This window comes from Mesorhizobium sp. WSM4848, from assembly GCF_055811375.1.
In genome coordinates this window covers 68,369-92,636 of record NZ_JBVVPX010000014.1, presented here as the reverse complement: position 1 = coordinate 92,636, position 24,268 = coordinate 68,369, and the positions used below count along the sequence as shown (strand labels likewise).

General features: G+C 61.3%; 25 protein-coding genes and 1 pseudogene. 10 read left to right on the top strand and 16 right to left on the bottom strand.

The window, feature by feature from the left end:
• Positions 1-122: 122 nt before the first annotated feature.
• Both AC0L16_RS15405 and AC0L16_RS15400 read right to left on the bottom strand, forming a co-directional pair.
• Positions 123-1,139: an L-lactate dehydrogenase gene (locus AC0L16_RS15405; RefSeq protein ID WP_473621715.1), complete on the bottom strand. Its 1,017-nt coding sequence runs from the start codon at positions 1,137-1,139 to the stop codon at positions 123-125.
• Between the two features lie 369 nt (positions 1,140-1,508).
• Positions 1,509-2,759: pseudogene (locus tag AC0L16_RS15400) on the bottom strand (IS5 family transposase); the annotation flags it as partial.
• A 426-nt stretch (positions 2,760-3,185) separates the two neighbouring features.
• Here AC0L16_RS15400 and AC0L16_RS15395 point away from each other — a divergent pair.
• Positions 3,186-3,839 (top strand): VIT1/CCC1 transporter family protein, encoded by a 654-nt coding sequence (locus AC0L16_RS15395; protein ID WP_473621714.1) that lies wholly within the window; start codon positions 3,186-3,188, stop codon positions 3,837-3,839.
• A 90-nt stretch (positions 3,840-3,929) separates the two neighbouring features.
• On the opposite strand, the gene ydiK is transcribed toward AC0L16_RS15395, so the two are convergent.
• From ydiK to AC0L16_RS15375, 4 genes are all read right to left on the bottom strand, one after another.
• On the bottom strand, positions 3,930-5,030 hold the full coding sequence (gene ydiK / locus AC0L16_RS15390; RefSeq protein WP_473621712.1) for an AI-2E family transporter YdiK: 1,101 nt from the start codon (positions 5,028-5,030) through the stop codon (positions 3,930-3,932).
• A gap of 144 nt (positions 5,031-5,174) precedes the next feature.
• Positions 5,175-6,263 (bottom strand): calcium/proton exchanger, encoded by a 1,089-nt coding sequence (cax, locus tag AC0L16_RS15385; protein WP_077380026.1) that lies wholly within the window; start codon positions 6,261-6,263, stop codon positions 5,175-5,177.
• Complete coding sequence (locus tag AC0L16_RS15380; RefSeq protein WP_473621711.1) at positions 6,235-6,540, bottom strand: potassium channel family protein; 306 nt, start codon at positions 6,538-6,540, stop codon at positions 6,235-6,237. The genes cax and AC0L16_RS15380 overlap by 29 nt, the downstream gene beginning before the upstream one ends.
• 106 nt (positions 6,541-6,646) lie before the next feature.
• A complete protein-coding gene (locus AC0L16_RS15375) occupies positions 6,647-6,868 on the bottom strand; it encodes an aspartate-alanine antiporter-like transporter (protein WP_287064241.1) in 222 nt (73 codons plus the stop codon).
• A gap of 767 nt (positions 6,869-7,635) precedes the next feature.
• Between AC0L16_RS15375 and AC0L16_RS15370 the strand changes: the two genes are divergently transcribed.
• The 5 genes from AC0L16_RS15370 to AC0L16_RS15350 all read left to right on the top strand — a co-directional run bounded on the left by AC0L16_RS15370 (position 7,636) and on the right by AC0L16_RS15350 (position 11,649).
• Positions 7,636-7,791: a hypothetical protein gene (locus AC0L16_RS15370; RefSeq protein ID WP_419694443.1), complete on the top strand. Its 156-nt coding sequence runs from the start codon at positions 7,636-7,638 to the stop codon at positions 7,789-7,791.
• A 103-nt stretch (positions 7,792-7,894) separates the two neighbouring features.
• Complete coding sequence (locus AC0L16_RS15365; protein ID WP_473621709.1) at positions 7,895-9,292, top strand: DUF3300 domain-containing protein; 1,398 nt, start codon at positions 7,895-7,897, stop codon at positions 9,290-9,292.
• A 48-nt stretch (positions 9,293-9,340) separates the two neighbouring features.
• The gene (locus AC0L16_RS15360) at positions 9,341-10,291 is read left to right on the top strand and encodes a DUF2950 domain-containing protein (protein ID WP_473621708.1); all 951 of its coding nucleotides are present in this window, start codon (positions 9,341-9,343) and stop codon (positions 10,289-10,291) included.
• Between the two features lie 79 nt (positions 10,292-10,370).
• Complete coding sequence (locus tag AC0L16_RS15355; RefSeq protein WP_473621707.1) at positions 10,371-11,207, top strand: universal stress protein; 837 nt, start codon at positions 10,371-10,373, stop codon at positions 11,205-11,207.
• Between the two features lie 103 nt (positions 11,208-11,310).
• The gene (locus tag AC0L16_RS15350) at positions 11,311-11,649 is read left to right on the top strand and encodes a hypothetical protein (RefSeq protein ID WP_473621704.1); all 339 of its coding nucleotides are present in this window, start codon (positions 11,311-11,313) and stop codon (positions 11,647-11,649) included.
• A gap of 147 nt (positions 11,650-11,796) precedes the next feature.
• Here AC0L16_RS15350 and AC0L16_RS15345 read toward each other — a convergent pair whose 3' ends face one another.
• From AC0L16_RS15345 to AC0L16_RS15335, 3 genes are all read right to left on the bottom strand, one after another.
• Positions 11,797-13,032, bottom strand: a complete 1,236-nt coding sequence (locus tag AC0L16_RS15345; protein WP_473621703.1) for an HlyD family secretion protein — start codon at positions 13,030-13,032, stop codon at positions 11,797-11,799.
• A complete protein-coding gene (locus tag AC0L16_RS15340; RefSeq protein ID WP_473621702.1) occupies positions 13,029-13,583 on the bottom strand; it encodes a hypothetical protein in 555 nt (184 codons plus the stop codon). The genes AC0L16_RS15345 and AC0L16_RS15340 overlap by 4 nt, the downstream gene beginning before the upstream one ends.
• A gap of 159 nt (positions 13,584-13,742) precedes the next feature.
• Positions 13,743-13,928 (bottom strand): hypothetical protein, encoded by a 186-nt coding sequence (locus AC0L16_RS15335; protein ID WP_473621701.1) that lies wholly within the window; start codon positions 13,926-13,928, stop codon positions 13,743-13,745.
• A gap of 239 nt (positions 13,929-14,167) precedes the next feature.
• On the opposite strand from AC0L16_RS15335, the gene petA reads away from it, so the two are divergent.
• The 4 genes from petA to AC0L16_RS15315 all read left to right on the top strand — a co-directional run bounded on the left by petA (position 14,168) and on the right by AC0L16_RS15315 (position 17,771).
• Positions 14,168-14,728, top strand: coding sequence for a ubiquinol-cytochrome c reductase iron-sulfur subunit (gene petA, locus AC0L16_RS15330; RefSeq protein ID WP_455837937.1), 561 nt, complete (start codon positions 14,168-14,170; stop codon positions 14,726-14,728).
• A gap of 17 nt (positions 14,729-14,745) precedes the next feature.
• The gene (locus AC0L16_RS15325) at positions 14,746-16,050 is read left to right on the top strand and encodes a cytochrome b (protein WP_473621700.1); all 1,305 of its coding nucleotides are present in this window, start codon (positions 14,746-14,748) and stop codon (positions 16,048-16,050) included.
• A gap of 89 nt (positions 16,051-16,139) precedes the next feature.
• Positions 16,140-17,012 (top strand): cytochrome c1, encoded by an 873-nt coding sequence (locus tag AC0L16_RS15320; protein WP_473621699.1) that lies wholly within the window; start codon positions 16,140-16,142, stop codon positions 17,010-17,012.
• A 213-nt stretch (positions 17,013-17,225) separates the two neighbouring features.
• Positions 17,226-17,771: an adenine phosphoribosyltransferase gene (locus AC0L16_RS15315; protein ID WP_473621697.1), complete on the top strand. Its 546-nt coding sequence runs from the start codon at positions 17,226-17,228 to the stop codon at positions 17,769-17,771.
• Between the two features lie 42 nt (positions 17,772-17,813).
• Here AC0L16_RS15315 and AC0L16_RS15310 read toward each other — a convergent pair whose 3' ends face one another.
• The 7 genes from AC0L16_RS15310 to AC0L16_RS15280 all read right to left on the bottom strand — a co-directional run bounded on the left by AC0L16_RS15310 (position 17,814) and on the right by AC0L16_RS15280 (position 24,194).
• The gene (locus tag AC0L16_RS15310) at positions 17,814-18,284 is read right to left on the bottom strand and encodes a MaoC family dehydratase (RefSeq protein WP_473621696.1); all 471 of its coding nucleotides are present in this window, start codon (positions 18,282-18,284) and stop codon (positions 17,814-17,816) included.
• Positions 18,281-18,751, bottom strand: a complete 471-nt coding sequence (locus AC0L16_RS15305) for a MaoC family dehydratase (protein WP_473621695.1) — start codon at positions 18,749-18,751, stop codon at positions 18,281-18,283. Before AC0L16_RS15305 ends, AC0L16_RS15310 begins: the two co-directional genes overlap by 4 nt.
• A 166-nt stretch (positions 18,752-18,917) precedes the next feature.
• Positions 18,918-19,892: a magnesium/cobalt transporter CorA gene (gene corA / locus AC0L16_RS15300; RefSeq protein WP_473621693.1), complete on the bottom strand. Its 975-nt coding sequence runs from the start codon at positions 19,890-19,892 to the stop codon at positions 18,918-18,920.
• Positions 19,893-20,062: 170 nt separating this feature from the next.
• Entirely contained in the window at positions 20,063-21,166 is a 1,104-nt protein-coding gene (gene ychF / locus AC0L16_RS15295; protein ID WP_473621692.1) for a redox-regulated ATPase YchF, read from the bottom strand.
• 97 nt (positions 21,167-21,263) lie between these two features.
• A complete protein-coding gene (gene pth, locus AC0L16_RS15290; protein WP_473621691.1) occupies positions 21,264-21,989 on the bottom strand; it encodes an aminoacyl-tRNA hydrolase in 726 nt (241 codons plus the stop codon).
• Positions 21,990-22,012: 23 nt separating this feature from the next.
• Positions 22,013-22,654 (bottom strand): 50S ribosomal protein L25/general stress protein Ctc, encoded by a 642-nt coding sequence (locus tag AC0L16_RS15285; protein ID WP_023799895.1) that lies wholly within the window; start codon positions 22,652-22,654, stop codon positions 22,013-22,015.
• A gap of 277 nt (positions 22,655-22,931) precedes the next feature.
• A complete protein-coding gene (locus tag AC0L16_RS15280) occupies positions 22,932-24,194 on the bottom strand; it encodes an MFS transporter (protein ID WP_473621689.1) in 1,263 nt (420 codons plus the stop codon).
• Positions 24,195-24,268 lie beyond the last annotated feature (74 nt).

Genomic DNA, 24,268 nt, shown 5'->3' with positions numbered 1-24,268 from the left:
ATATCGTTGAGGACCGACCAGCCGGGAAAGATCGGTCCTGCCTACAACTCAGCGCCGAGCGCTTCCGGCATTAGCGTCAAATTCGATCGGCACCGATGGCAAATCAGGCCGGCCTCCAATTTCTAGAGGGGCACCAACTCGAACAGTCCCCGCAAAACCGAAGCGCTTCGGTGGAGCGCCGCGCGCTCCTGTGCATCGAGTTCAGGATAGAGATCGGCGGTCACCCCTTCGCGCCCCACGATCCGAGGAATTGACAGCGCAACATCCTGAACCCCCTCCGTGTTCTCGGTAACGATCGAAACAGAGAAGACCGCCTGCTCATCTTGCCTTATCGCGCCGATGAGCCGAGCGAGGCCGGCTGCGATGCCGTAGTAGGTGGATCCCTTTCCCCGGATAATTGTATAGGCAGCATTTCTGGTCCTGTCGTCGATCTCTGCTCGGACTGAGTCTGTGATCGGGGCTCCGACCTGTGTAGCGAAGGTCGCAATCGGAACCGCTCCTGCGCGGGCGCTGGACCAAGCCAGTACTTGGCTGTCGCCATGTTCTCCGAGCACATATGCGTGGATGGAGCGAGGCGAGACGTGGAGATGCGCTCCCAGCAAACTGCGAAACCGCGCTGTATCAAGGATAGTGCCTGATCCAATCACGCGGCCTGCCGGCAGGCCTGAAATCACCTGTGTGATCTGGGTCATTATGTCGACCGGGTTCGATGCGACCAAAAGGATCACATCGGGACAAACGCGCATGATTTCGCCGATGACATCTCGAAAGATTGCGGCGTTCCGTCCAAGAAGGTCAGTCCTTGTCTCACCGGGGCGCTGCGCGGACCCCGCTGCAATGATGACTATTCCTGCATTTCGAAGCCGGTCGTAGTCCCCGCTCGCAATCGACGTGCCGGAGGCAAACGGGAGAGCATGGGCGATATCCAGAGCGTGTGCCTCGGCCAAAGCCGAATCCAAATCAACCAGCACAACCTCGCTAGCCACCCCGCGCAGGCCAAGTGCATATGCAGCCGCACTGCCCACCATCCCAGCTCCGACAATGCCGACTTTCATCTTCGTCCCTCCTGCGCGGAACACTTCGTATTCTAGACCATCGCTCGAAAGACCCAAATGGTCGTAGCGATAGTGACGTTGCACGGAAGGTTTCCTTGGCTTGGGAGACCAAGATAGGGCCGGTGGCACGCGGGCTCTTCGGGGCGGTCCATGCTGCGACACGATCTTCCGGGCGTATTGATGCCATTGTAGCGAATGCGCCGCCTTCGATTTCAACGGCGACGCCGTCTATGAGCGTGGCCTGTATCGGACCTAGCAGCGGCTCCATGCTCTGAAGGCCTTTGGTGCGTTCTATTACGAAATTGGTGGTTGTGCCGAAGAGTATGGCCACGCTGTCGAAGACCAACCCCAAAGCCACGCGCGGAGTCCGGTGCGATGTTAATTCACCGGCCCTGTATTGTGTCATTGGACCTAGGCTGCAGGTTTGCCGGTAACCTTCTCTACCGTCTCCAGGCCGACGGCGGCAAGCACGGCGTTGTTGGCGTCGCCTTCGGAGAAGGCCAAGAAGTTGCGCCCCATGCGGTGGTCGTTCTTGAGATGGCCGATGACGGGTTCGACGGCGGACCGGCGGCGCAGCGCTCGTCTGACGGCCTTGGTGAGGCCGCGCTTGTAGCCGGCGACATGGACCTTGAAGGTCTTGTCTTTCGGGGCGTTGTGGCCGCGATAGCCGGCATCGGCGACGATCTTGGCGAGGTTGGCGCCGATCGAGTTCTCGATCGCGGGAAGGATGGTGGCCAGCGTGTGGCCGTCATAGGGATTGCCGGGCATCGCCTTGACGTGGGCGACGAACTGGCCGCCGCGGCTGCGATAGAGCGGCGTGGCGACCGAGACCTTGACGCCGAATTCATAGGGCTTGTGGGCCTTGCCCTTGCCGATGCATTCGACCTCCGGAGCGTGCAGGGAGTAGACCTTCCTGCCGCGTTCACGCTGGCGCTGGTCCCTGACGCGCCGAGCCAGCGACAGCGGCAGACCGAAGGGCGCCATCAGTCCCGGCCGCCCGGCGATCTTGCGGGTGATGTCGCGGATCACCGCGCCCAGCATGGTGCGCAGCCGCTTGAGCTGCCGGTTGGCCCGCTTGAACTGCTTGGCGTGGGCATAACGCTGATGCTTGATCAGCGCGATCTTGCCGACCCGCGCATAGGACTGGCGCAGGCGGATGCCGTGCTTCCCGGCCAGCTTGACCAGCCGCTCGCGGGCGCGATGCATCAGCTTGGCGTCGGTCGGAAAGGTGATCGCCTTCTCCTGCACGGTGGTGTCGACGATCACCGCGCGGAAGTCGGCCGGCTTGGCCGCCCCCAGCCGGGTCGCCGCCGCCAGGCTCTCCTGCAGCAGCGCCGTCAGCCGCTCCTCGCCCATGCGCAGGCGCCAGCGCGTCAGCGAGGTGCGGTCGAAGACCAGGCGGTGCTGGAAGAACTCCTCGCCGCAGAACAGCTGGTAGTAGGGATTCTCCAGCCAGCGTTCGCACAGGCTTTCGTCGGACAGGTTGTGCATCGACTTGAGAATGGCCAATCCCGCCATCAGCCGCGTCGGCAGCGGCGGCCGGCCAGGATCGTCGTCATAGACCGCGGCGAGTCGCTCTTCCAGGAAGCGCCAGTCGATCGCCTTGGCCAGCTTCACCAGCGCGTGATCCATGTTGACGATCTGATCGAGCCGCGATTGCAACAGGTCCGCCTGGCCGCTATCGCGCCGTTCCTTTGGACGCATCCTTCGCTCCTTGCGTTGCTTGTCATCGCCTCGAATCACGCAACGCAGGCACCAATCATTTTGCCGGAAATCGCAGCTCAAAGCCACGATTTCCGGCAAAATCAAACACAAAATGAAGGCGGAATATCACACTGATTCAATGTGTTCCGAGTTATTCACGGACGACGGGATCATGCGGTCGTCCGTCGCGACGAGGTAGTAGCTAGGTGTTTGATCCCGGACTTTAATGGCGCATCATTGCCATCCGAATCAAAGGATGCGCTATGGGACAGGTTCTACACCGCCGCGCCATCATGCTGAAGCGGAGCCACTCGTTCGCCTCTGCCAAAAGCACGGGAACTCGGCAAGCGGAATTAGACTCCAAACGGAAATCGCTTGCTGTAAGGTGCGATTGCTCAAGTGTTGTCATGTGCCGGTTGTCCTGCCATGAACGGTCCCGATCCCGTTAGACCCGTGCTCGACCCCATCGACCGTCTGTCGGAGGTAATTTTCGGACTATTGATGGCGCTTTCCTTCACAGGCACCATGAGCGTCGCGGTTGGCGAAGGCGACAAGGTGGGGGCCGTGCTGATGGCTGCCCTGGGCTGCAACCTCGCTTGGGGAATTGTCGACGGCGTCATGTTTGCCTTGACGACAGCTGTGGAGCGGGTGAAGCGCCTAAATTTCCTTGAGGCCATCCGCGTCATGCCCCTGGCAGAGGCGCGGCGCGTCTTCCTCTCCGAGTTGCCGAAGGACGTCCGCCTGGTCACATCCGAGGCCGACGCCGAAAGTATCGTCACGCGCATCAGATCTCTTCCAGCATCCGACAATCGGCGCATTGTGAACATTCGGGATGTCAGAGCTGCAGTTGCAATCTGCTTGCTGGTCATCCTATCGACGCTTCCACCCAGCATGCCGTTCCTGTTCATCGACGATCTGCCGACGGCGATGCGCGCGTCGAACGCGGTAGCCGTCGCCATGCTGTTTTTGATCGGCGCACGGCTCGGCAAATATATCGGCAGAAGCCCTTGGCCGATGGCTCTGGCCATGGCGGCAATCGGTAGCGTCTTGGTAGTTACGACTATAGCGCTTGGAGGGTGAACTGCCGGGCGTGCGCATTGAGTCCACCCTACTAGCCGATTTGGCTCGCGGCGCTGCCGCCTAGCTTAAAAGCAGCAACGCGTGCCGGCTTCATCGCGTTTCCCCAGGAGGTTCTCTATCATCGCCATCCGCCATCCACGCATTGAGCAGCGTGTAGGCGACCGCGAGCACCGTAGGGCCAATGAAAATGCCCAATATGCCAAACGCTACCAGGCCGCCGATGACCCCGGACAGGATAAGCAGCATAGGCAAGTCGGCGCCTCTGCGGATGAGAACAGGGCGAATAAATTGATCCATTGTCGCGGCGACGATGGTAAAGGCCAGCAACACCGTCGCCCAAAGCGTGTCGCCCGAATAATACATCCAGATCACTGCCGGAGCCATTACCAGGACCGGACCGAGCTGGATCAGACACAAAATGAAGATCAATGCCATGAGCACGGCGGCATAGGGCACGCCGGCCACGGCTAGCCCGATACCAGCAACAGCGCTTTGCGCAACGGCGGTAACCACTACGCCTAAGGCCACACTTCGGATCGCCTGGCCGGCCAGCCTTACCGCGGTCTCTCCACGAACGCCGCCCAGCCGGCGACCGAAGAGAATTGCGGTGGCGGCGGCCCGTTCACCGCCCGAATACATGATCGCGGCAATCGCGGTCGTCAGCAGGAAATGTATGAACATGCCACCCAAATTTCCGGTGGCTGACGCGAACCAGTAGGTCAGCGTTCCGGCATAAGGGGTCAGTCTTTGGACCAGTTCCTGAGCGCCCGCCGAGTTCAGTTTCTGCCATGCTTCGGCAGCGCGTGCTCCAACCAGGGGCACTCCCTCCAGCCAGCTGGGTGGCGGTGGCAGTCGCATCGACAGGATAGTCCGGACCAGGTCGCCAACCTTGTCGATGTTCGCGATGATCGTGCTGAGCGCCAGCCAAAAGGGCACGATCACAAGCAGCAGCAAGGTCAGTGTCATGATCAGGACGGCAAGGCCGCGGCGATTGCCGGTATGGCGCTGCAACCAGAGCATGAGCGGCCAGGTGGCAAGCACCAACGTCGTGGCCCATACGATCGCCGGCAGAAACGGCTGCATCACCCAGACGCTGGCGATGAGAAGACTGCCAATGAACAGCACCGCCAGCGTCACGCGGGTCAGATCCTGACGAGGATGGACGAGGGGACGCGAACCGTCCGAATCCATTATCTGCCCTCCCAACGCCGCTCGCCTATCTTTCTCACGTCATGTTCTCCAAGTCCGCTCCTGGCGCGCCCAAACCTGCGGTCAGCCCATCCTTGGTGTTCACCTCTGGTATTCGCCCTGACGGAACCACGGCCCGCCTACCTGCTAGATTTGCGGCGGTAGAAGGTAGATCGTCATGGCGAAGATCAGATAGACCATCAGCAGCAGCACTCCGACGAACCATGCGGAACGTCCGTTATTGGTCATCAGAAATGCCGTTATCGTGGCGATGAGCACCATGACGACCGCGCCCGGCCAGAACAGCAGGTCCATCGGAGCAGGGCCGATGACATAGCTGAGGAGCACCATCATCGGGGCAACGAAAAGCGCGATTTGTGATGCGGCCCCAAGCGCGATGCCCACGCTCAGGTCCAGCCGGTTCCTTCGCGCGCCGGCAAACGCCGCCGCCATCTCGGCGGAACCGCCCACCAACGCAACGACGATGAAACCCACGAAGGCGGGGGTCATGCCGAACGCGACCGCAGCCTCCTGCACCGACTCGACGAACACTTCGCTTACCAGAGCAACAAGCACTGTCACCGCTGCCAACGTTCCGAGAGCCAGGCCCATCGGCCACGCTTCGCCTTCTTCCGCATGGGCTGTTCCGCTGAAAAGTTCTCGATGGGTCTTCAGTGAGAAGACCAGGCCCATCGCGTAGGCGCCGATGAGCAGCACCGACAATCCAACGCTCAACTGCTGGGTGAACGCGGACGTGGCAACGGAATCGACTTGCGCCACCATGGACGGGGTCACCATCGCGATCGTAGCGAGGAACAGCAGGCTGGTTTGCAGCCTGGCGCTGACCCTGTTGTACTCCTGCACATGATACTTGATACCGCCTAGCAGGAACGAGGCGCCCAACATGAACAGAGTATTGGCGACGATTGCTCCGGCGATAGAAGCCTTCACCAACGTGTACTGGCCGGCTTGCAGCGCAGCCAGCGCAATGACCAGTTCCGTCAGGTTTCCCAACGTGGCATTCAGCAGCCCGCCGACCGCATCGCCCGTCTTGGACGCGACCGATTCGGTAGCCGCGCTCAGCAAGGTGGCCAGCGGTACAATCGCCAGCACAGAGAGCACAAAGAGCAGCGTGTGCGCTTCCGGCTCCAATTGCCGGACGACGAATACCACCGGAACAAACGCCAAAAGCCAGAGAACGACGTTGCTACGGATCTCTTTGATCAAGGGGCCCATTTCCAGCCTCATTCAGGAGATTGCGGTCAGCCGCCCTCAGCGCCTGCACGGCGACCGCCGCAACGAGGCCTGTCATCACTATGCCGGCAAAACCGATTGCTATCGCCAGTAACCGCGTCAGAAGGTGCTGCGGGGAGAAATCGCCGTAGCCGATCGTAAGACCCGTCACGAAGGTGAAGTACAGAGCTTCGTCGACGCGCCAATTTTCAATACGCCCGATGATCAGCCCGCATCCCGCCATGGCGAGAAGGATGCCGGAGAAGATCGGCCAGACCACGCGAAGCTGCTGCACGAGCGCATAAAAGAAGCTGCGTCTCAACTGCCGCGATCGGGGCTTGCCGGGTAATCCTACTGCCACCGAAGTCCCTTTCTCAGGTCGGATTTCAGTTCGCCATCACGCCCACGATCACCGTCCCCCAGGTTGTGAGCAGGATGTGGCCGATCGGAACCGCCGGCGTATAGCCAAGGACGGCAACCGGACTACCCGAGCGGTCCTGCACCGCCGCCATGCCGGCGGTCATGGTCTGCGCCCCAGCCAGTCCTCCCAGGAGCAGTATGGGGTTCATACGGAGCAGGTAGTGCCCGAGGTACAGTCCCGGCCCCACCGAAGAGAGGGAAGCGCATACGCAGATGCCCGACAACCAGTCCTGCCAGCAGCGCCCTCAGCGACGGAGAAATCGTGATCCCAAGCTGCCTAACGATGACGGCTGCAATGGGGGTCGCTGTCACCGCTCCTAAGCCGAGATCTTCATACATAAAGGGGCAGAAATAATAGCAAATGGCTAGAGACATGAAGGTCAATATTTCAGGACAGCTGCGAAGCGTGCTCACGAACCCATTCAACCATGATACCCTCCTGTTGCACGTTTAATACTAGAACAAGCGGCCAGAAGTTCTCCGATTGCTTCCGCCGCTAAGGTAAATTGTACGAAAATTGTCTAAATGAAACCGCTGATTGTAATGCCAGTTAATTTGAAGTCGTACAATACACCCTTGCGTGCCTGATTCAAGGTGTTATCATGTGTGTCTAAAAACTGCGCGAGAAAGTAGTTTAACAATAGAGAGTTGAGGGCCATTGAAGGGGTGTTCCGGTGGCGCATCAATTTTCCAGTGAGTTTGGCTCTGTTCCGAGCTTGAAGCGACGGCTCACCCCGTGTGACCGGTTAAACCATACCGATGCCGCGCAAACGCTTTCCAGTGCAAGCCATATTCGCGAACGCTCCAACAGCGGTGGCGCGGGCGGAATGCTGGACAGATGCAGATCGGACGCGCAAGGACTGCCTCTGGATGTTCAGCCCAACGCGAATCTTGCGGCTTACTATCGGAACCCCTCGATTTCGAATTCTGGCTGCGCAAATACCAAGGCGAGGAAATGGTCACATGGCTGAAGAAGAATGTTCATCCGCTGGACCTGGTCTATCGCCTGGCGGAAAACCACTCGATCGTGCTGCTCAATGGCGGGGGTTTCGAGGCTCCCAACTGGAGCGTGCGTGTCTCCATCGTCAATCTCCAGGACGATTATCCATGACGACATAGGTCGCGCCGTGCGCGCGGTTGGGCGGAGCTACGTCGACCCTTTCGACGCCGCGCAAAAGAAATAGCTTGGCGATCGCAACTGTAGGAGCAGCCAGATGACCCATTGGTTCAGGTTCGGCGTCGTTTCAGTCGGCCTTGCGGCCCTTCTGCTTCTTTCCGCGCCGTTCGGTGCGCCTGCCAACGGCCAGACCCCCACTCCGACTCCGCGGCCGGCGGCCGACAGCGAACCGGCCGCCGCCACCGAGGAGCCTGCTCCTCTCACGCTCGACGAATTGAAGGTTCTGACCGCGCCGATCGCGCTTTATCCTGACGATCTCGTCGCGCTCACCATCGCGGCGTCGCTCTATCCGTTGCAGATCGTGCAGGCGGCCCGCTTTCTCGACGAAAAGGCGAAGTCTCCCGACCTCGAGCCGAGCGACAAATGGGATGGCAGCGTGATCTCGCTGCTCAACTATCCCGAGATCGTGAAGATGATGAACGACGATCTCGAGTGGACCGAGCAGTTGGGGGCCGCGGCCGCGAACCAGCAGAAGGATCTGCTCGTCGCCATCCAGCAGTTGCGCGACGAGGCCGTGGCCAAGAACTACTTGAAGACGACGGAACAGGTGCAGGTTGTCAACGAAGGCGACCATGTCGTTATCAGGTCTGCTGATCCGCAGACCGTCTATATCCCGACCTATCCCCCCGAAATGCTGTACGAGCCCGACTACGTCATAGCGGGCGACCCGATCGCCTACGACGCGTACCCCTCCTACTACTATCCGACGGCGCCCTACTGGGCCGCGCTTGCCACCGGTGCGATGTGGGCCGCTGTGGTCGACTGGGACGACTGGGGAACCTGGGGCGGAGACGTGGATCTCGACGTCGATATCGGCGACAACATCGATATCGATTTCGACAATATCGACATCGACAATATCGACATCGACAGACTGAAGGATCTCGATCTCAAGAACATCGACCGCGACAAGATCAATCTCAAGAACGCGAACATCGACCGCGACAAGCTCAAGCAGAACCTGAAGAGCAAGGACTTCAACAACATTGCCAGCAAGGCCAAGGACCGCCGGGAGTCGGGCAAGGGCAAGCAGGCGCGGGCGCATGACCTCAAGGGCAAGGATGTCCGCAAGAACGTCGCCGAAGGTTTGAAGGACCGGCCGCAGGCCAAGCTGCCGAAGTCGGGGACGAAGCGGCCCGATGCAAAACGCGTCTCGGACCAGCACAGGAAGGCGAAACCGGCGGCCAACAAACCTGCGGCCAAGAAAGTCGCCCAGAAGAAGTCCTCCAGGAAAAAGCCGGCTGCGCGCGCCGACAATCGTCCGCGCAAGCCTTCGGCGATGGGAAATCCGCGGCCCGGCAGGGTTGCGACCAACCATTCGAACCGCGGCGCCTATAGCCGGGGTGGCGGCCATCGCCAGGTACAGAGCAGAGGTGGAAGAGGAGGGGGCGGAGGCGGACGAGGCGGAGGCGGACGAGGGGGAGGACGCCGGTAGCAACTGCCGTATCGTGTGCGACATCCGGTTTATTTCAGGAACATGATCATGATCCGATACCTCATTACCGCAACTCTCGCACTTTCGCTCGGCGTTCCCGCACTTTCGGCCGGCGGCGCCCAGGAAGCACAGACCAGCACCACGCAGGATTTCGATGCCTTCATCGGCGAGACGCCCACGCCGTTCGCATCAGTCGACGAACTCGTCGAGGCGTTCCGCAAAGCGCTGGAGGAAGATGACAAGGAGGCCGTCGCCTCGCTTCTCGGACTGTCGCCCAGCGAAGTGCTGAAGTCGAAGGAAGTGGAGGCGAGCTTTCCGGAAATCCGCGAAGAGGCGGCGAAGGGCATCACCGTCAAGGAACTGGCACCCGACCGCCGCTCGCTTCTTCTTGGTAACCAGGTATGGCCGTTTCCATTCCCTGTCGTGCAGACAGAGGGCAAATGGGCGTTCGATACCATCGCCGGGCTGGAAGAAGTCATCAACCGCAGGATCGGCGAGAACGAGCTGACCACCGTCGCCAACCTGCGCGCCTATGTCGACGCCCAGGAGGATTACAAGGAAACCGACTGGGACGAGGATGGCGTCGGCGAATATGCTCAGAAGCTGATCAGTACGCCCGGGACATATGACGGGCTCTATTGGGAACCCGGCGACGGCGTGCCAGAAAGCCCGTTCGGTTCGCTGATCAGCCAGGCCGAGTTGGCGACGGCCGCCGAGGACGGCTATTTCGGATACCGCTACCGCATATTGAACGGCCAAGGCGCTAACGTCGCCGGCGGCCAGTACGACTACGTCATCAACGGCAACATGATCGCCGGCTTTGGGCTGATCGCGATGCCTGCCGAATACGACCGCACAGGCATCATGACCTTCGTCGTAAACCAGTACGGCACAGTCTACGAAAAGGATCTCGGGCCCGATACGGCGGCGCTCGCCGAAAAGATCACGGCGTTCGATCTCGATGACGGTTGGGCCGTGGTGAACGATCCGGGCGAGTGAGCGGACCCATGCACATCCCGGATGAGTGCTTTGGGACTAGATGGCCTTCGCGTACCCTGCATTCAGAAGGAGGCCCCTAGTGAAAACGATAGCCCTGCTTCCTGTTATCACCTATCCCGAACCCAACTCTGAAATGTTAGTGCCCAGGGCGGTCGCGATGGCGGCGGCCCTCGGCGCGCAACTGCATGCGTTGGCCATCAACGTAGAGATCCGAAACATCTCGAATGCGCTGTCGCGGAGGCTGGTCGACGTCCCCAAAATGACGCGGGAGGCCGAAGCGCTGTGCCGGGATCGCGGCGAAGCGTTTCTTGCAAAGGTTGTGCTGGAAGCGAAACGGGCAGGCGTGGACTCAACCACAGACGCGGTCGCGTCGAACGCTCCCTTGCTGAATGACACCGCTGCAATTCAAGCGCGTTACTATGATCTCGTTCTCTGCGCCTGGGAGGCGAACAACCCCACGAGCAGGACGACCGCGCAGGCCATTATCTTCGGGTCGGGAAGGCCGACGATCCTTCTGCCAGAGGTCGAGTCTGTCACGAAGCTGCACAGCGTTGCTATTGCCTGGGACGGCAGCCGTGTTGCGGCTCGCGCCGTGGCGGATGCACATCAGGTGTTGCGCCGCGCTTCCAAGATTACGGTGCTCACCGTGACGGGCGAGAAGTCCCTGCAGGAGACGGACGCCGCCCGACGCTTGGCTCAAGGGCTGAACCTACGCGGGCTGTCAGCCGAGGCCATGCCATTCGTATCCGAGGATTGCCCGGTCGAGGTGTCGCTTCAGGAGCGAGCGATCGAAATCGGCGCCGACCTGATGATCATGGGAGCGTTCGGTCACACCAGACTGAGGGATTTCGTGCTCGGTGGGGCTACGAAAGGCATCCTGTCGGACGTCCGGCTGCCGATAATGCTTTCGCATTGATCGTGTCGGTGACGAGTGGCGAAGCGCCATCGAGCTTATTCGGAACCGGGTGGTCAAGGAACGGCAATCAAGGGTGTATATTTGGCCTAGGAAGGATATTCGCATGAAGGCTCGTTGGCTATTTACAGGAACAGTTTTCGCTGTCATTGCGCAATCGTCGTTTGCCTGCATGTATAGCCCTGAAGCACATGCCCAAGAGGGATCGTTCGAGGACTTTCCTTTCTTGGTGCGTTGTGAACTAAGCGGCATCGTTCGTGCTTACTACTTGTCCAAAATTGGTCCAGACGGGGTTGCCGTTTATGTAACCCCCGACAATCAGGCCGGCACAATCACCATGCGAGGCAAGGCCGAGCCAGTTGGCGGAGATTGGTCGGGAAGTTGCGCCGGAAAAACACTTGAGCAACTAAGGTCGGCAGGCCAAGCGTATGACTTGCCGCATTAATCCCTTGAGACGTCGTTTTTGCTCCGCGTTATGTCGGTTCAAATCCCGTTCCATTTAAGCACGAACGGCCATAGCGAGCTTAAGATCGCACTTTGGTGCACATGACGGTATTTCCTTTGGCCGCATGTTCGACGGCGCGTCGGTTCCTCAATGCCCGCCCGAAAAGACGAGTGTTTGCACCGGAAGAAGGAGCGCCTGGAATCTCAATATGATCGCATGCACCAGCCCGACCGTATCTATGACGTGCAGGAACAGCCAGTGCGCTGTGCCCAAATCTTCCTCGGCAAGTCGGTCGTGATTGTTGGTGTAGGCGTTGGCGATGCAACTGCTGCCTGGAGGCACGCCATCGAACCCTCCCGCGAACAGCGGCTCGAGAAAGACGGTGATCGTTCCGGGCCGGACCACCTGTTGGGCGTCGATCAACTGATCCGACGCCCGAACCTGACCGGTCGCGATGAGATCCTGAACCTCGGTGACCACCATCGGAATGATCGTCAGAGGCATCGAAATACAAGTCGCTTCGGCAACCATGCCGACCTTCATGACCTGGGCTTCGAGCTGGCTGAAGCCCCCTATAAGCGCCTTCCTTCCGGCTTCCGCCGGTATGAGAACGCCGGCGGGCCGCATAAAGGGATTTACAATGTCTCCCTTGCGCAGGGTGAATTGCTCCAAAGTGCCGGCGACCCCGGCGTAGACGACGGTCTTGTCCAGTTCGACCTGGGCCTGGGCAACCGCCGCCTCGGCGCTTTTCTTCTGCGCCGGCAGCACGGACGAAATCTGCGATTCGACGGACTGCTTGCTCGCCATGACCGCGGAAATGGCGGCCTGCCGCCCTTCCACGATGTTGGCGAGCTTTTCGATCTCGCGCTGCGCGACCGTGCTGGCGTTTCGCCGTTGAAGTTCGGTCTTGGTTTCGAGTTCGTCCAAGGCCTGCTTGTACGAGCTTTGCGCTTCCTGAATGCGGGCGTCGGCCCCTACCAGCTCGGTTTTTGCCAATTCGAAACCAGCGTCTATCTCCGATATGCGCCGTCGCGCGGTCTCGAGCGCCGCTTCCTGCTCCGAGCTGTCAAGCCTGAAGATGCGCTGGCCAGCCTCGACCTTGTCCCTTATGCCCACATAGACTTCCTCGACGCGGCCGGAGCCTTCGGGGAGGATGGGAATGGTGCGAAAGAACGAAATCGCACTCGACGTCGACGGATGATAGTAGAGAATGAGCGTCAGCAGAATCACTGTCAGAGCTATGCACGCCGTTATCCCGTATCGCAGCTCATACCATACAGAATAGAGCGTGATCTCGTGACCAATCCTCTTTCCCTGTACGAAGCGGCGGACGAGAAAATCGGGCAGGACGGTCAGGACCGAACAAAGCAGAACCTCGATCATCGTTCATGACCTCCCACTGACACCGGCTGGCGCTGATTGCGGTCGGACGGCTCCGGCGCATGCGTCTTGGCGATTTCGTCGCGGGGGTCGCTTCGGGCTTTCTCCAAGGGGGTCGGAGGAGGTACGGCCTCCACTTTGACCGGCGTATAGTTGGCAAGCACCTCGGGAGCCAGCTCAGACGGCGCCTCCGCGGCGGGGGATCGAAACCGCCCCGTCGCCATTCTGGCGAGCGAGTCGGCCATGCTGGCCAGGGGCGTCCAGAAGTCGGGCACGGGGACGAGCGCCAGAAACAGCGCGGCAATCCAGAACGCATGGATGTGGGTGAACAACGCCAGCAGCGACAGCACCGCCACCAGCTGGAACTGGATCTGACTGCCGCCGTGGGACATGCGCTCCGGCAAGGAATGGAGCCAGAAGTACAAACTTCCAATCCCCATCACGGCCAGCACAAGGAAGATGACCGACCCCGTGAACAACACATCGGTCTCGCCGGGGGCCGTTATGAAAGGCGGGAGATGATGCGGCGCCGCCGGATGCATTGCCACGGACATGCCTGCCACTCCCCAATTTCGCTCGTGCGAGGACGCCCGAGCACTAGGCGCAGCAACGTCCAGCGCCCAAACTTAAGGATACTCCGTCCGCATCCGAATGCAACTGAAGAGGCCAGCAGTCGCGGAGCCGCCGCCCTACGCAGGACAGCCATCTCCTTGCTATAGCAATGCCAAGGCGACCGCCAGAAGGCTAACGACCAAGGCGGCGAGGCTTGGGACAAGCACGGCGAGGCAGCGGTCGGGCGTCCTGGCCCATTTGTCGCGGTCGATGACATGCGCCATGAGCCGAGGATAGACCGAGGCTGGGTCTCCTGTCGAGGCAAACACCGGCGCCGGTTTTGCCATTGTTTTCCTGTGGTTTCGCCGTCTTCGCCACCATGTCGCCCGACGCCGAATTGCGTCCCCGCGACAATCTGCCCTTGTGCCTTCACCCGTCTGGACAAAAACGGGCTTCACGCATAAACCGAAGTCCAATTGCCGGAGGAATTCGCTAGCCTGTTCGCCATGCGCTGTCGGGTTGGCGTGAAAGAGCGGGGAACAAGCCTCGGCCACCGGCACGGAAGAGGCGAAAGGATCAGGCACCCGTGAGCGCAACCGACATCCAGGATCCCAACCGTCGTGATTTTCTTTATGTCGCCACGGGCATGGCCGCGGTGGTCGGCGCGGGTGCCGTCGCCTGGCCGTTCATCGACCAGATGCGCCCGGACGCCTCGACGCTGGCGCTGGCCTCGGTCGAGGTCGACGTCTCCTCGCTGACGCCGGGAATGTCGCTTGTCGTGAAATGGCGCGGCAAGCCGGTGGTGGTGCGCAACCGCACTGAACAAGAGATGAAGGACGGCGAGGCGGTTAATCTGGCCGAGCTCAAGGATCCGCTCGCCCGCAACGCCAATCTGCCGGCCGATGCGCCGGCGACGGACGCCAACCGCACCATGCCGGGCAAGGAAGCCTGGATAGTGATGGTCCAGGTCTGCACCCATCTCGGCTGCATCCCGCTCGGCCAGGAAGGCGAGTTCGGCGGCTGGTTCTGCCCGTGCCACGGTTCGACATACGACACCTCCGGCCGCGTCCGCGGCGGGCCGGCGCCGGAGAATATGTCGGTGCCGGTGTTCCAGTTCATTTCCGACACCAAGATCCGTATCGGCTGAGGCGAGGGGACATTTCGATGAGCGAGGGACACTCGACCTATACGCCCAAGACCGGTATCGGACGCTGGTTCGACGCCCGCATGCCGCTGCCGCGGCTGGTCTATGACAGCTTCGTCGCCTATCCGGTGCCGCGCAACCTCAATTATGCGTGGACCTTCGGCGGCATCCTGGCGACCATGCTGGCGGCGCAGATGCTGACCGGCATCGTGCTGGCCATGCACTACGCGGCGGACAGCAGTCTCGCCTTCGATTCAGTCGAGAAGATCATGCGCGACGTGAATTCGGGCTGGCTGCTGCGCTATCTGCATTCGAATGGCGCGTCGTTCTTCTTCGTCGCCGTCTACATCCACATCTTCCGCGGCCTCTACTATGGTTCCTACAAGGCGCCGCGCGAGCTTCTGTGGATCCTCGGCTGCATCATCTACCTGCTGATGATGGCGACAGGCTTCATGGGCTACGTGCTGCCCTGGGGACAGATGTCGTTCTGGGGCGCGACCGTCATCACCGGCTTCTTCACCGCCATCCCGCTGGTCGGCGAATGGATCCAGCAGCTTCTGCTCGGCGGCTTCGCTGTCGACAACCCGACGCTGAACCGCTTCTTTTCACTGCACTATCTGCTGCCGTTCATGATCGCCGGCGTCGTCGTGCTGCATATATGGGCGCTGCATGTGGTCGGCCAGTCGAACCCGACCGGCATTGAGGTCAAATCGAAGACCGATACCGTCGCCTTCACCCCTTACGCGACCATCAAGGACGCGTTCGGGATGCTGGTGTTCCTGTTCATTTTCGCCTATTTCGTCTTCTACCTGCCGAACTTTCTCGGCCATCCGGACAACTACGTCGTCGCCGACCCGCTGAAGACGCCGGCCCACATCGTGCCGGAATGGTACTTCCTGCCGTTCTACGCGATCCTGCGCGCCATCACCTTCAATATCGGGCCGATCAACTCCAAGCTGGGTGGCGTGCTCGCAATGTTCGGCTCCATCGCCATGCTGTTCCTGGTGCCGTGGCTCGACACCTCGAAAGTGCGCTCGGCGGTCTACCGGCCTTGGTACAAGCTGTTCTTCTGGCTGTTCGTGATCGATGCCGTCCTACTTGGCTGGCTGGGCTCACAGCCGGCCGAGGGCAGCTATGTCTTCATGGCGCAGATGGCGACATTGTTCTATTTCGCCTTCTTCCTGGTCGCGCTGCCGGTGCTTGGCCTGATCGAAACCCCGCGGCGATTGCCGAACTCGATCACCGAGGCAGTTCTCGAGAAGAACAAGGGTGGCGGTGGCGGGCATCCGGCTCGCGCGACAGCCGCGCCGGAAACCAAGGGCTGAGCATGATCCCGAAAAGTGGAGACCGGTTTTCGGACAAGATCATGCTCGGGACGACGACAGCGCGCCAGAGAATCTCAAGGGGATTTGGTATGAAGATGATTCTCACCTCGCTGGCGCTGCTCGGCCTTGTTCTGGCAGGCACTGCGGCCGCGACCACCGGGGCGATCGCCCAGGAGGAGGCGCACAGCGAAGCCGAGCCGACGCATTTCCCGATACACCAGCCGAAGGAGATGGACTGGAGCTTCGCCGGCCCTTTCGGCACCTACGACAAGGCGCAGTTGCAGCGCGGGCTGAAGGTCTACAAGGAAGTCTGCGCCGCCTGCCATTCGATGAAATTGGTGGCGTTCCGCACACTCGAAGATCTTGGCTATTCGGAAGCGCAGGTCAAGGCGCTGGCCGCCGAGTACACGATCAATGACGGCCCCAACGACGCCGGCGAGATGTTCGATCGTCCCGGCATACCGTCCGACTATTTCCCGGCGCCGTACCCCAACGATCAGGCGGCAGCGGCCGCCAATGGCGGGGCCGCCCCGCCCGACATGTCGCTGCTGGCCAAGGCGCGCGGCGTCACGCGCGGTTTTCCGCGCTTCGTCTTCGACATCTTCACGCAATACGCCCAGGGCGGTCCCGACTACATCCACTCGCTGCTGACCGGCTATGACGAGCAACCGCCGGCGGGCATGGAGATACCGGAAGGCACCCACTACAATCCGTACTTCATAGCCGGCGTTTCGCTGAAGATGCCCAATCCGCTTTCCGACGATCAGGTGACCTATGACGACGGCTCGCCGCAGACGGTCGACCAGTATTCCCGCGACGTGTCGGCCTTCCTGATGTGGGCAGCCGAGCCGCATCTGGAAGCCCGCAAGAAGACTGGCTTTCGCGTGCTGGTTTTCCTGTTGCTGTTCGGCGCGCTGGTCTATCTGACCAAGCGCAAGGTGTGGGCCGGCGTGGCGCACTGAGCTACGGAAAACCACGAGATCAAAAGGGCGTCGAAGGGCGCCCTTTTTGCATGTTCTGAGGACTGCCTCCGAAGGCCGTCGGCTCCAGTCCTTTGCCGGACAATTTTCTTCCAGCCGCCACATCGCGGTAGCCGTCGCCGGCCGCGCCGGGTTACCATCGGCCAAAATTCCTTTTTCGTTTCGTCAAGTCTGACGAACGCCCGGAGCCGCCCCATGAAACCTTCGCTCGAAGACACGCTGCTTGCCGCGATCCGCACCATTCCGGATTATCCCAAGCCGGGCATCCTGTTTCGCGACATCACCACGCTTTTAAGCAATGCGCGCGCCTTCCGCCGCGCCATCGACGAACTGGTGCATCCCTATGCCGGCCAGAAGATCGACAAGATCGCCGGCATCGAGGCGCGCGGTTTCATCCTTGGCGGCGCCGTCGCCCACCAGCTCTCGGCCGGCTTCGTGCCGATCCGCAAGAAGGGCAAGCTGCCTTACGAGACGGTGCGCGTCGCCTACAGCCTCGAATACGGGCTGGACGAGATGGAGATGCACAGGGATGGCGTGTCTCCGGGTGAGAAGGTGATCCTCGTCGACGATTTGATCGCCACCGGCGGCACGGCAGAGGCAGCGGTCAAGCTGCTGCGGCAGATCGGCGCCGACATCCTCGCCGCCTGCTTCGTCATCGACCTGCCGGACCTCGGTGGTCGCGAGAAGCTCGAGGCGCTCGGCGTGCCGGTCAGGACGCTGATCGGGTTCGAAGGGCATTGAAGTGCAGCTCTTGCCTTCTCCCACAAGGGGAGAAGGAAGAGACTATTCCACCTTCACCAGCACGGCGCTTTCGAACTCGATGACCTTGTCGCCGATCGAATCGAAAGCCTCCGAGCGCAGCGTCAGCACGCGCCAGCCCGGCCGCGATGCGATGGGGCGGTGGGCAAGCGCGGTGCGGGTGAAGGTCACGGTTTCTCCGGCATAGACGGGTTTTAGCCATTTGAGGTTCTTGAAGCCGGGCGAGGGGCCGAATTCGGGGGCGGGCCCAGCGCCAGCCCAGCGGGCGCCCTCGGCTTCCACGCCGGTCTCGAGGTTCAACTTCATCCAGGTTGCAGCTGTGTGCCAGCCGGAGGCGCACAGGCCGCCGAACACGCTGTTCTTCGCCGCCTCTTCGTCGAGATGGAATATCTGCGGATCGTATTTCCTGGCGAACGCCTTGATCGCCTCGGGCTCGAATCTATGCGAGCCGAGGGTGACGGTGACGCCGATGCGGAAGAACTCATCCAATGTCATGAGCGGCCCTGTGCGGCATCACGGGCGAGGAACATGACCGTGTTCTCGAGTTCGAAGACGCCTTCGCCACGCTGGTTGAAAAGCTCGCTGCGCAAGGTGACGAGGCCGAGCTGCGGCTTGGACCTGGACAGACGCTTGGCAAGCACGGTGGTGTTGCCGCTCAATATGTCGCCGGCCAGCACCGGCCTCTTCCACCGGACCTGGTCGACGCCAGGGGCGCCTTGCGAGGTCGAGTCCAGCAGGAAGGCGTCGCACAGCATGCGCATGAACATTGCGCAGGTGTGCCAGCCGGAGGCGGCCAGCCCGCCAAGGATGCTGGCCCTGCCCGCCGCCTCGTCGAGATGCATCGGCTGCGCATCGAACTCTTGCGCGAATTCGATGATCTCGGCCGCACTCACCAGCTTCGTGCCGAGGTCGAGCGAAGCGCCCTCGACGAAATCCTCATAGGCCCAAGTTTTTCCGCTCATGGTCTGGAATTCTTTCCGGTCATGGTCTGGAGGCTCTTTCCGGTCATGGTCTGGAATTCGGTTCAAGATTGTACGATGGATCGGGGTTCCCGGATGCAGGCGGGGCACACTTTGGTCAAGTCATTTCTGCTGAGCCACGCCATCGCCTCCAACGGAACAAAGGGCCCTACAGCCAGCCGCGGCGGCGGAAATACCAGAACGGCAGGATCGCCGACAGGATCATCAAGCCGATGGCGAAGGGATAGCCGAAGTTCCAGGTCAGTTCGGGCATGACATTGAAATTCATGCCGTAGATCGAGGCGACCAGCGTCGGCGGCAGGAAGATGACCGCGGCGACGGAGAAGATCTTGATGATGGCGTTCTGCTCGATCGAGATCATGCCCAGCGTCGCGTCGAGCAGGAAGTTGATCTTCTGCGACAGGAAGGTGGCGTGGTCGGCGAGCGACAGCACATCGCGCGACAGGGTCTTGATGCGCGCGCGGATGTCCTTGCTCATCCTGGTCTGGGTCGAGGCGTGGGTGAGGAAGCCGGCGAGCCGCTGCAGCGAGATCAGGCTGTCGCGGATCGAGGAGGCGATGTCCTCCTTGCGGCCGATGGCTTTCAGCAATTCCTGAAAATCGCGATTGCGCTTCGACGCCTTGGTCGAGCTTGGCTGGAAGATGTCGCGCGAGATCGTCTCGATGTCGCGGCCGGCACGCTCCAGAATGTCGGCGAGGCGGTCGACGATCGCCTCCAGCAGGCCGATCAGGATGGTGTCGCCGCTGGTGCATCCGGTCGCCACCTTCTCGGCACGCTGCGGAAACGTCTTGAAGGCCTTCGGTTCGTGGTAGCGCACCGTGATCAGCCTGTTGCCGGCCAGCACGAAGGTGACCGGCGACATCAAGGGATCGTCGGCCTCGGTCTGGGCCGGCAGAATGGCGGTCATGAAATAGGCACCGTCCTCGACATAGAGGCGGCTCGAAATCTCGATCTCCTCCATCTCCTCGCGCGTCGGAATGGCGACACCGAGCCAGGCCTCGATGGCCGCTTCCTCTTCCTTTGTCGGGCTCACAAGATCGGCCCAGACGATTTGGTCGCTGTTTGCCAAGAGATCGTCGGCAAGGCGCAGGCGATCATTGTCCACGACGAATGCCTTGATCATCGCCAGGGTCTCCCTTGCTGAGGCCAAAAGGATGGGTTCGAGCGGGCGCGTCGTTTGCGGGACAGACGCCCCTTAGACCGGGCATTGCGGGCAGTCAAGCGACGCGGAAACGCAGTCTCTTCCTTCTCCCACAAGAAGGGGAGAAGGAGAAGAAGGCGCCGTCGGTCAGCTCAAGTATTGAACTTGAACAGCATGATGTCGCCGTCCTGGACGACATACTCCTTGCCTTCGTCGCGCGCCTTGCCGGCTTCCTTGGCCGCCACTTCGCCGCCCAGCGTGACGAAGTCGTTGTAGGCGATGGTCTGGGCGCGGATGAAGCCGCGCTCGAAATCGGTGTGGATGACGCCTGCCGCCTGTGGCGCCTTGGCGCCCTTGTGCACGGTCCAGGCGCGCGTCTCCTTCGGCCCGACGGTGAAATAGGTGATGAGCTGCAGCAGCTCGTAGCCGGCGCGGATGACCTTGTTCAGGCCGGGTTCCTCAAGGCCCAGCGTTGCCAAAAATTCCATTTCCTCTTCGTCGCTGAGCTGCGCGACCTCGGCTTCGATCGCCGCCGAAATCACCACGGTGCGGGCGCCTTGCGCGGCAGCCATCTGTTCGACCGCTTTGGTGTGTGCGTTGCCGGTGGCAGCATCGGCCTCGGCGACGTTGCAGACATAGAGCACCGGGTGCGATGTCAGCAGGTTCAGCCCCTGCAGGATGCGCAGATCCTCCCCGGAGATATTTTTGAGCAGGATACGGGCCGGCTTGCCGGCCTGCAGGAGCTCAAGGGCGGCTTCCATCATCGGAAGCACGGTCAGCGCCTCCTTGTCCTTGCCGGAAGCGCGCTTGCGGAACTGCACGATGCGGCGCTCGAGGCTGTCGAGGTCGGCGAGCATCAGCTCGGTCTCGACGGTCTCGGCGTCGGCTACGGGATCGATGCGGCCCTCGACATGGGTGATGTCGTCATCCTTGAAGCAGCGCAGCACATGGACGATGGCGTCGACCTCGCGGATATTGGCCAGGAACTGGTTGCCCAGCCCTTCGCCTTTCGAGGCGCCGCGCACCAGGCCGGCGATGTCGACGAACGAGATGCGGGTCGGGATGATCTCCTTCGACTTGCCGATCGCGGCGATTTTTTGCAGGCGCGGGTCGGGCACCGCCACCTCGCCGGTGTTCGGCTCGATGGTGCAGAACGGATAGTTGGCGGCCTGCGCCGCCGCCGTCCTGGTCAGCGCGTTGAAAAGCGTCGACTTGCCGACGTTGGGCAAGCCAACGATGCCGCATTTGAAACCCATTTTTATCCGGTCCTATCGGGAAATCGAAATTTGATGAGGGCTATGGGCGAAACGGGTGACGAACGTCAAGCCCTGCAGCCCCGATCCGTGGCCAGGCTCAACCCTTGCCGCCAAACAGCTTCTTCAGCATGGCGGCCATCGGGCCGGTTTCGGGCAGCTTGGCTGCCGGCTGCTGCGGTCGCGCCTGGCGAACGTGGCTTTGTGCTTTCGGTGCCTTGGCTGGCTGGCGGTCGTCGTCGCCAGTCGGCGTGAGCTTGTCGCGCAAGGCCAGCGTCACGCGATTCATGAAGGAACTGTCGTCGCCCTTGGCAAGCAGTCCGGCAGCGTCGGCGATGGCGTCGAGCAGCACGTCCAGCCACTCGCGGTCGCTTTTGGCGAAATCGCCAAGCACATGGCCATGCACCATTTCCTTGACGCCGGGGTGGCCGACGCCAATGCGCACGCGCCGGAAATCCTTGCCGACATGCTGTTCGAGCGAGCGGATACCGTTGTGGCCACCGGAACCGCCACCGACCTTGACCCGCACCTTGCCGGCGGCAAGGTCGATCTCGTCATAAAAGACGGTCAGCGCCGAAGCGTCGAGCTTGTAAAAGCGCAGAGCTTCGCCGACCGACTGGCCGGACAGATTCATGAATGTCTGCGGCTTGATCAGGATGACTTTTTCGCCGGCAAGCGTGCCTTCGGCGATCAGGCCCTGGAACTTTTTCGACCAGGGCGAAAAGGAATGGCGGCGGGCGATTGCGTCCGCCGCCATGAAGCCGACATTGTGCCGATGGTTGGCGTATTTCGCGCCCGGATTGCCGAGGCCTGCAAACAGCAGCATCGTCACCTCCGGGCGGAAAGGGATTACTTCTCTTCGTCGGCAGGAGCCGCTTCGGGTTCAGCCGCTTCGACCGTCTCTTCAGCCTCCGGCTTCATCGCCGCGGAGCCGGCAATGGTCGCGACGGTGAAGTCGCGGTCGGAGATCACCGGCTTGACGCCGGCCGGCAGCTTGACCGCCGAGATGTGGATCGAATCGCCGATATCGGTGCCGGTGAGATCGACGGTGATGAATTCCGGGATCGCATTGGCCGGGCAGTGGAACTCGACTTCGTGACGCACGATGTTGAGCACGCCGCCGCGCTTGATGCCGGGCGACTTGTCCTCGTTGATGAAGTGGACCGGCACGTCGACATTGACTTCGGTGTCCTTGCCGATGCGCAGGAAGTCGACATGGACCGGAAAATCCTTGACCGGGTCGAGCTGGTAGTCCTTGGGCAGGACCTGGATCTTCTTGCCGTCGACATCGATCGTGGCGATCGTGGTCAGGAACCCGCCGCCATGGATCTTGTAGTAGATGTCCTTGTAGGTCAGCGCAATCGCCAGGGGAGGCTGCTTGTCGCCGTAGATTACTGCAGGCACTTTACCGTTGCGGCGAACTGCACGGGCGGACCCCTTACCGACCTGTTCGCGCGCTTCGGCCTTGAGCTCGTAAGAAGCTTGGCTCATGGCATTTCCTTTCGCGTTGTTCTGGAGCGTTCGCGGCCGGCGAGATGCCTGGGCCGTAAACGTCGAAAGCCGTCATGGCGTTACATGATCTGGTCCAAAATCTTTTTGGGATCATGCAGGCCGGACAGCCTTCCGCCGCGTTGCCTCCAAGGGTGTCTACGCGGGTGGCGGCTCTATAGCGGAAGGTGGGGCGGGGTGCAAGCCAAAGGCGGGTAGCCAAAGGCGGGTCAGTGTCTCGCTTTTGAATTTCGTGCTTGCTTGCTCCCGCATTTTCAAACTATTGGGGTTGTGTCGTGATCGTGCCCTCTTCCTCGAGCTTCCTCGCCTCCTTCATGTTCGGCAAAAAAACCGTCAGCAGCCCGAGCAGCGGCAAATACGAGCAGACCTGAAAGACGAAGTCGATGCCTTTCATATCGGCGACGACGCCGAGCACGGCGGCGGCGATGCCGCCCATGCCGAAGGCGAAGCCGAAGAAAATGCCGGCGATCATGCCGACGCGGCCGGGCACGAGTTCCTGGGCGAAGACGACGATGTTCGAGAAGGCCGAGGACAGGATCAGGCCGATAAGCACAGTCAGGATCATCGTCCATTCGAAATTGGCGTAGGGCAGGGCCAGCGTAAACGGCAGCACGCCGACGATCGAGAACCAGATCATCGGCTTCTGCCCGTAACGGTCGCCGAACGGGCCGCCAAGCAGGATGCCCAGCGCCGAGGCGCCGAGGAACAGGAACAGCATGACCTGCGACATCTGCACCGAAACGCCGAATTTATCGATGGCGTAGAAGGTGTAGTAACTGGCGAGGCTGGCCACGTAGGCGTTTTTTGTCAGCACCAGCAAGGTCAGCACCGCCAGCGCGCCCATCACCTTGCGGCGCGGGAAGGGCGAGACGAAGCCTGCCGGCTTGCGGTTGCCGAGCGAGGCGCGCAGCCGGCTGTACCAGCCGCCGACCCGCCACAGCACGATGATGCCGATCAGCGAGCCGGCTGCGAACCACGCAATGCTGGTCTGGCCGAACGGCACGACGATGAAGGCGGCCAGCAGCGGCCCGATGGCCTGGCCGAGATTGCCGCCGACCTGGAACAGCGATTGCGCCAGGCCGAACCTGCCGCCCGAGGCGAAGCGGGCGATGCGCGAGGATTCCGGGTGGAAGATCGCCGAGCCGATGCCGATCAGCGACGCGCCGATCAGCAGCAGCCAATAGTGTCCGGCATAGGCCAGCACGACCAGGCCGATCAGCGAGGACGCCATGCCATAGGGCAGCGAATAGGGCATCGGCCGCCTGTCGGTGACCATGCCGATAAGCGGCTGCAGCAATGACGCCGTCACCTGGAAGGTGAAGGTCAAAAGTCCGATCTGCCAGAAATCGAGACGGTAATTGTCCTTCAGCAGCGGATAGATGGCCGACAGCAGCGACTGCATGATGTCGTTGACACAATGGCAGAAGCTCACCGCAAGGATGACGGTGAAGGCCGTCGCTTGCGCCGAAGTGTGGCTGGCCGTCGTCGGCGTGGCGGCGGTGGTGGCTGTCGTATCGGTCAACGCAGGCTCCATGGTCTTTTTGGCGGACGCTCCCGCAGGCGGCCTTATGGCCCCGCTGCCTTATAAGTTACTTG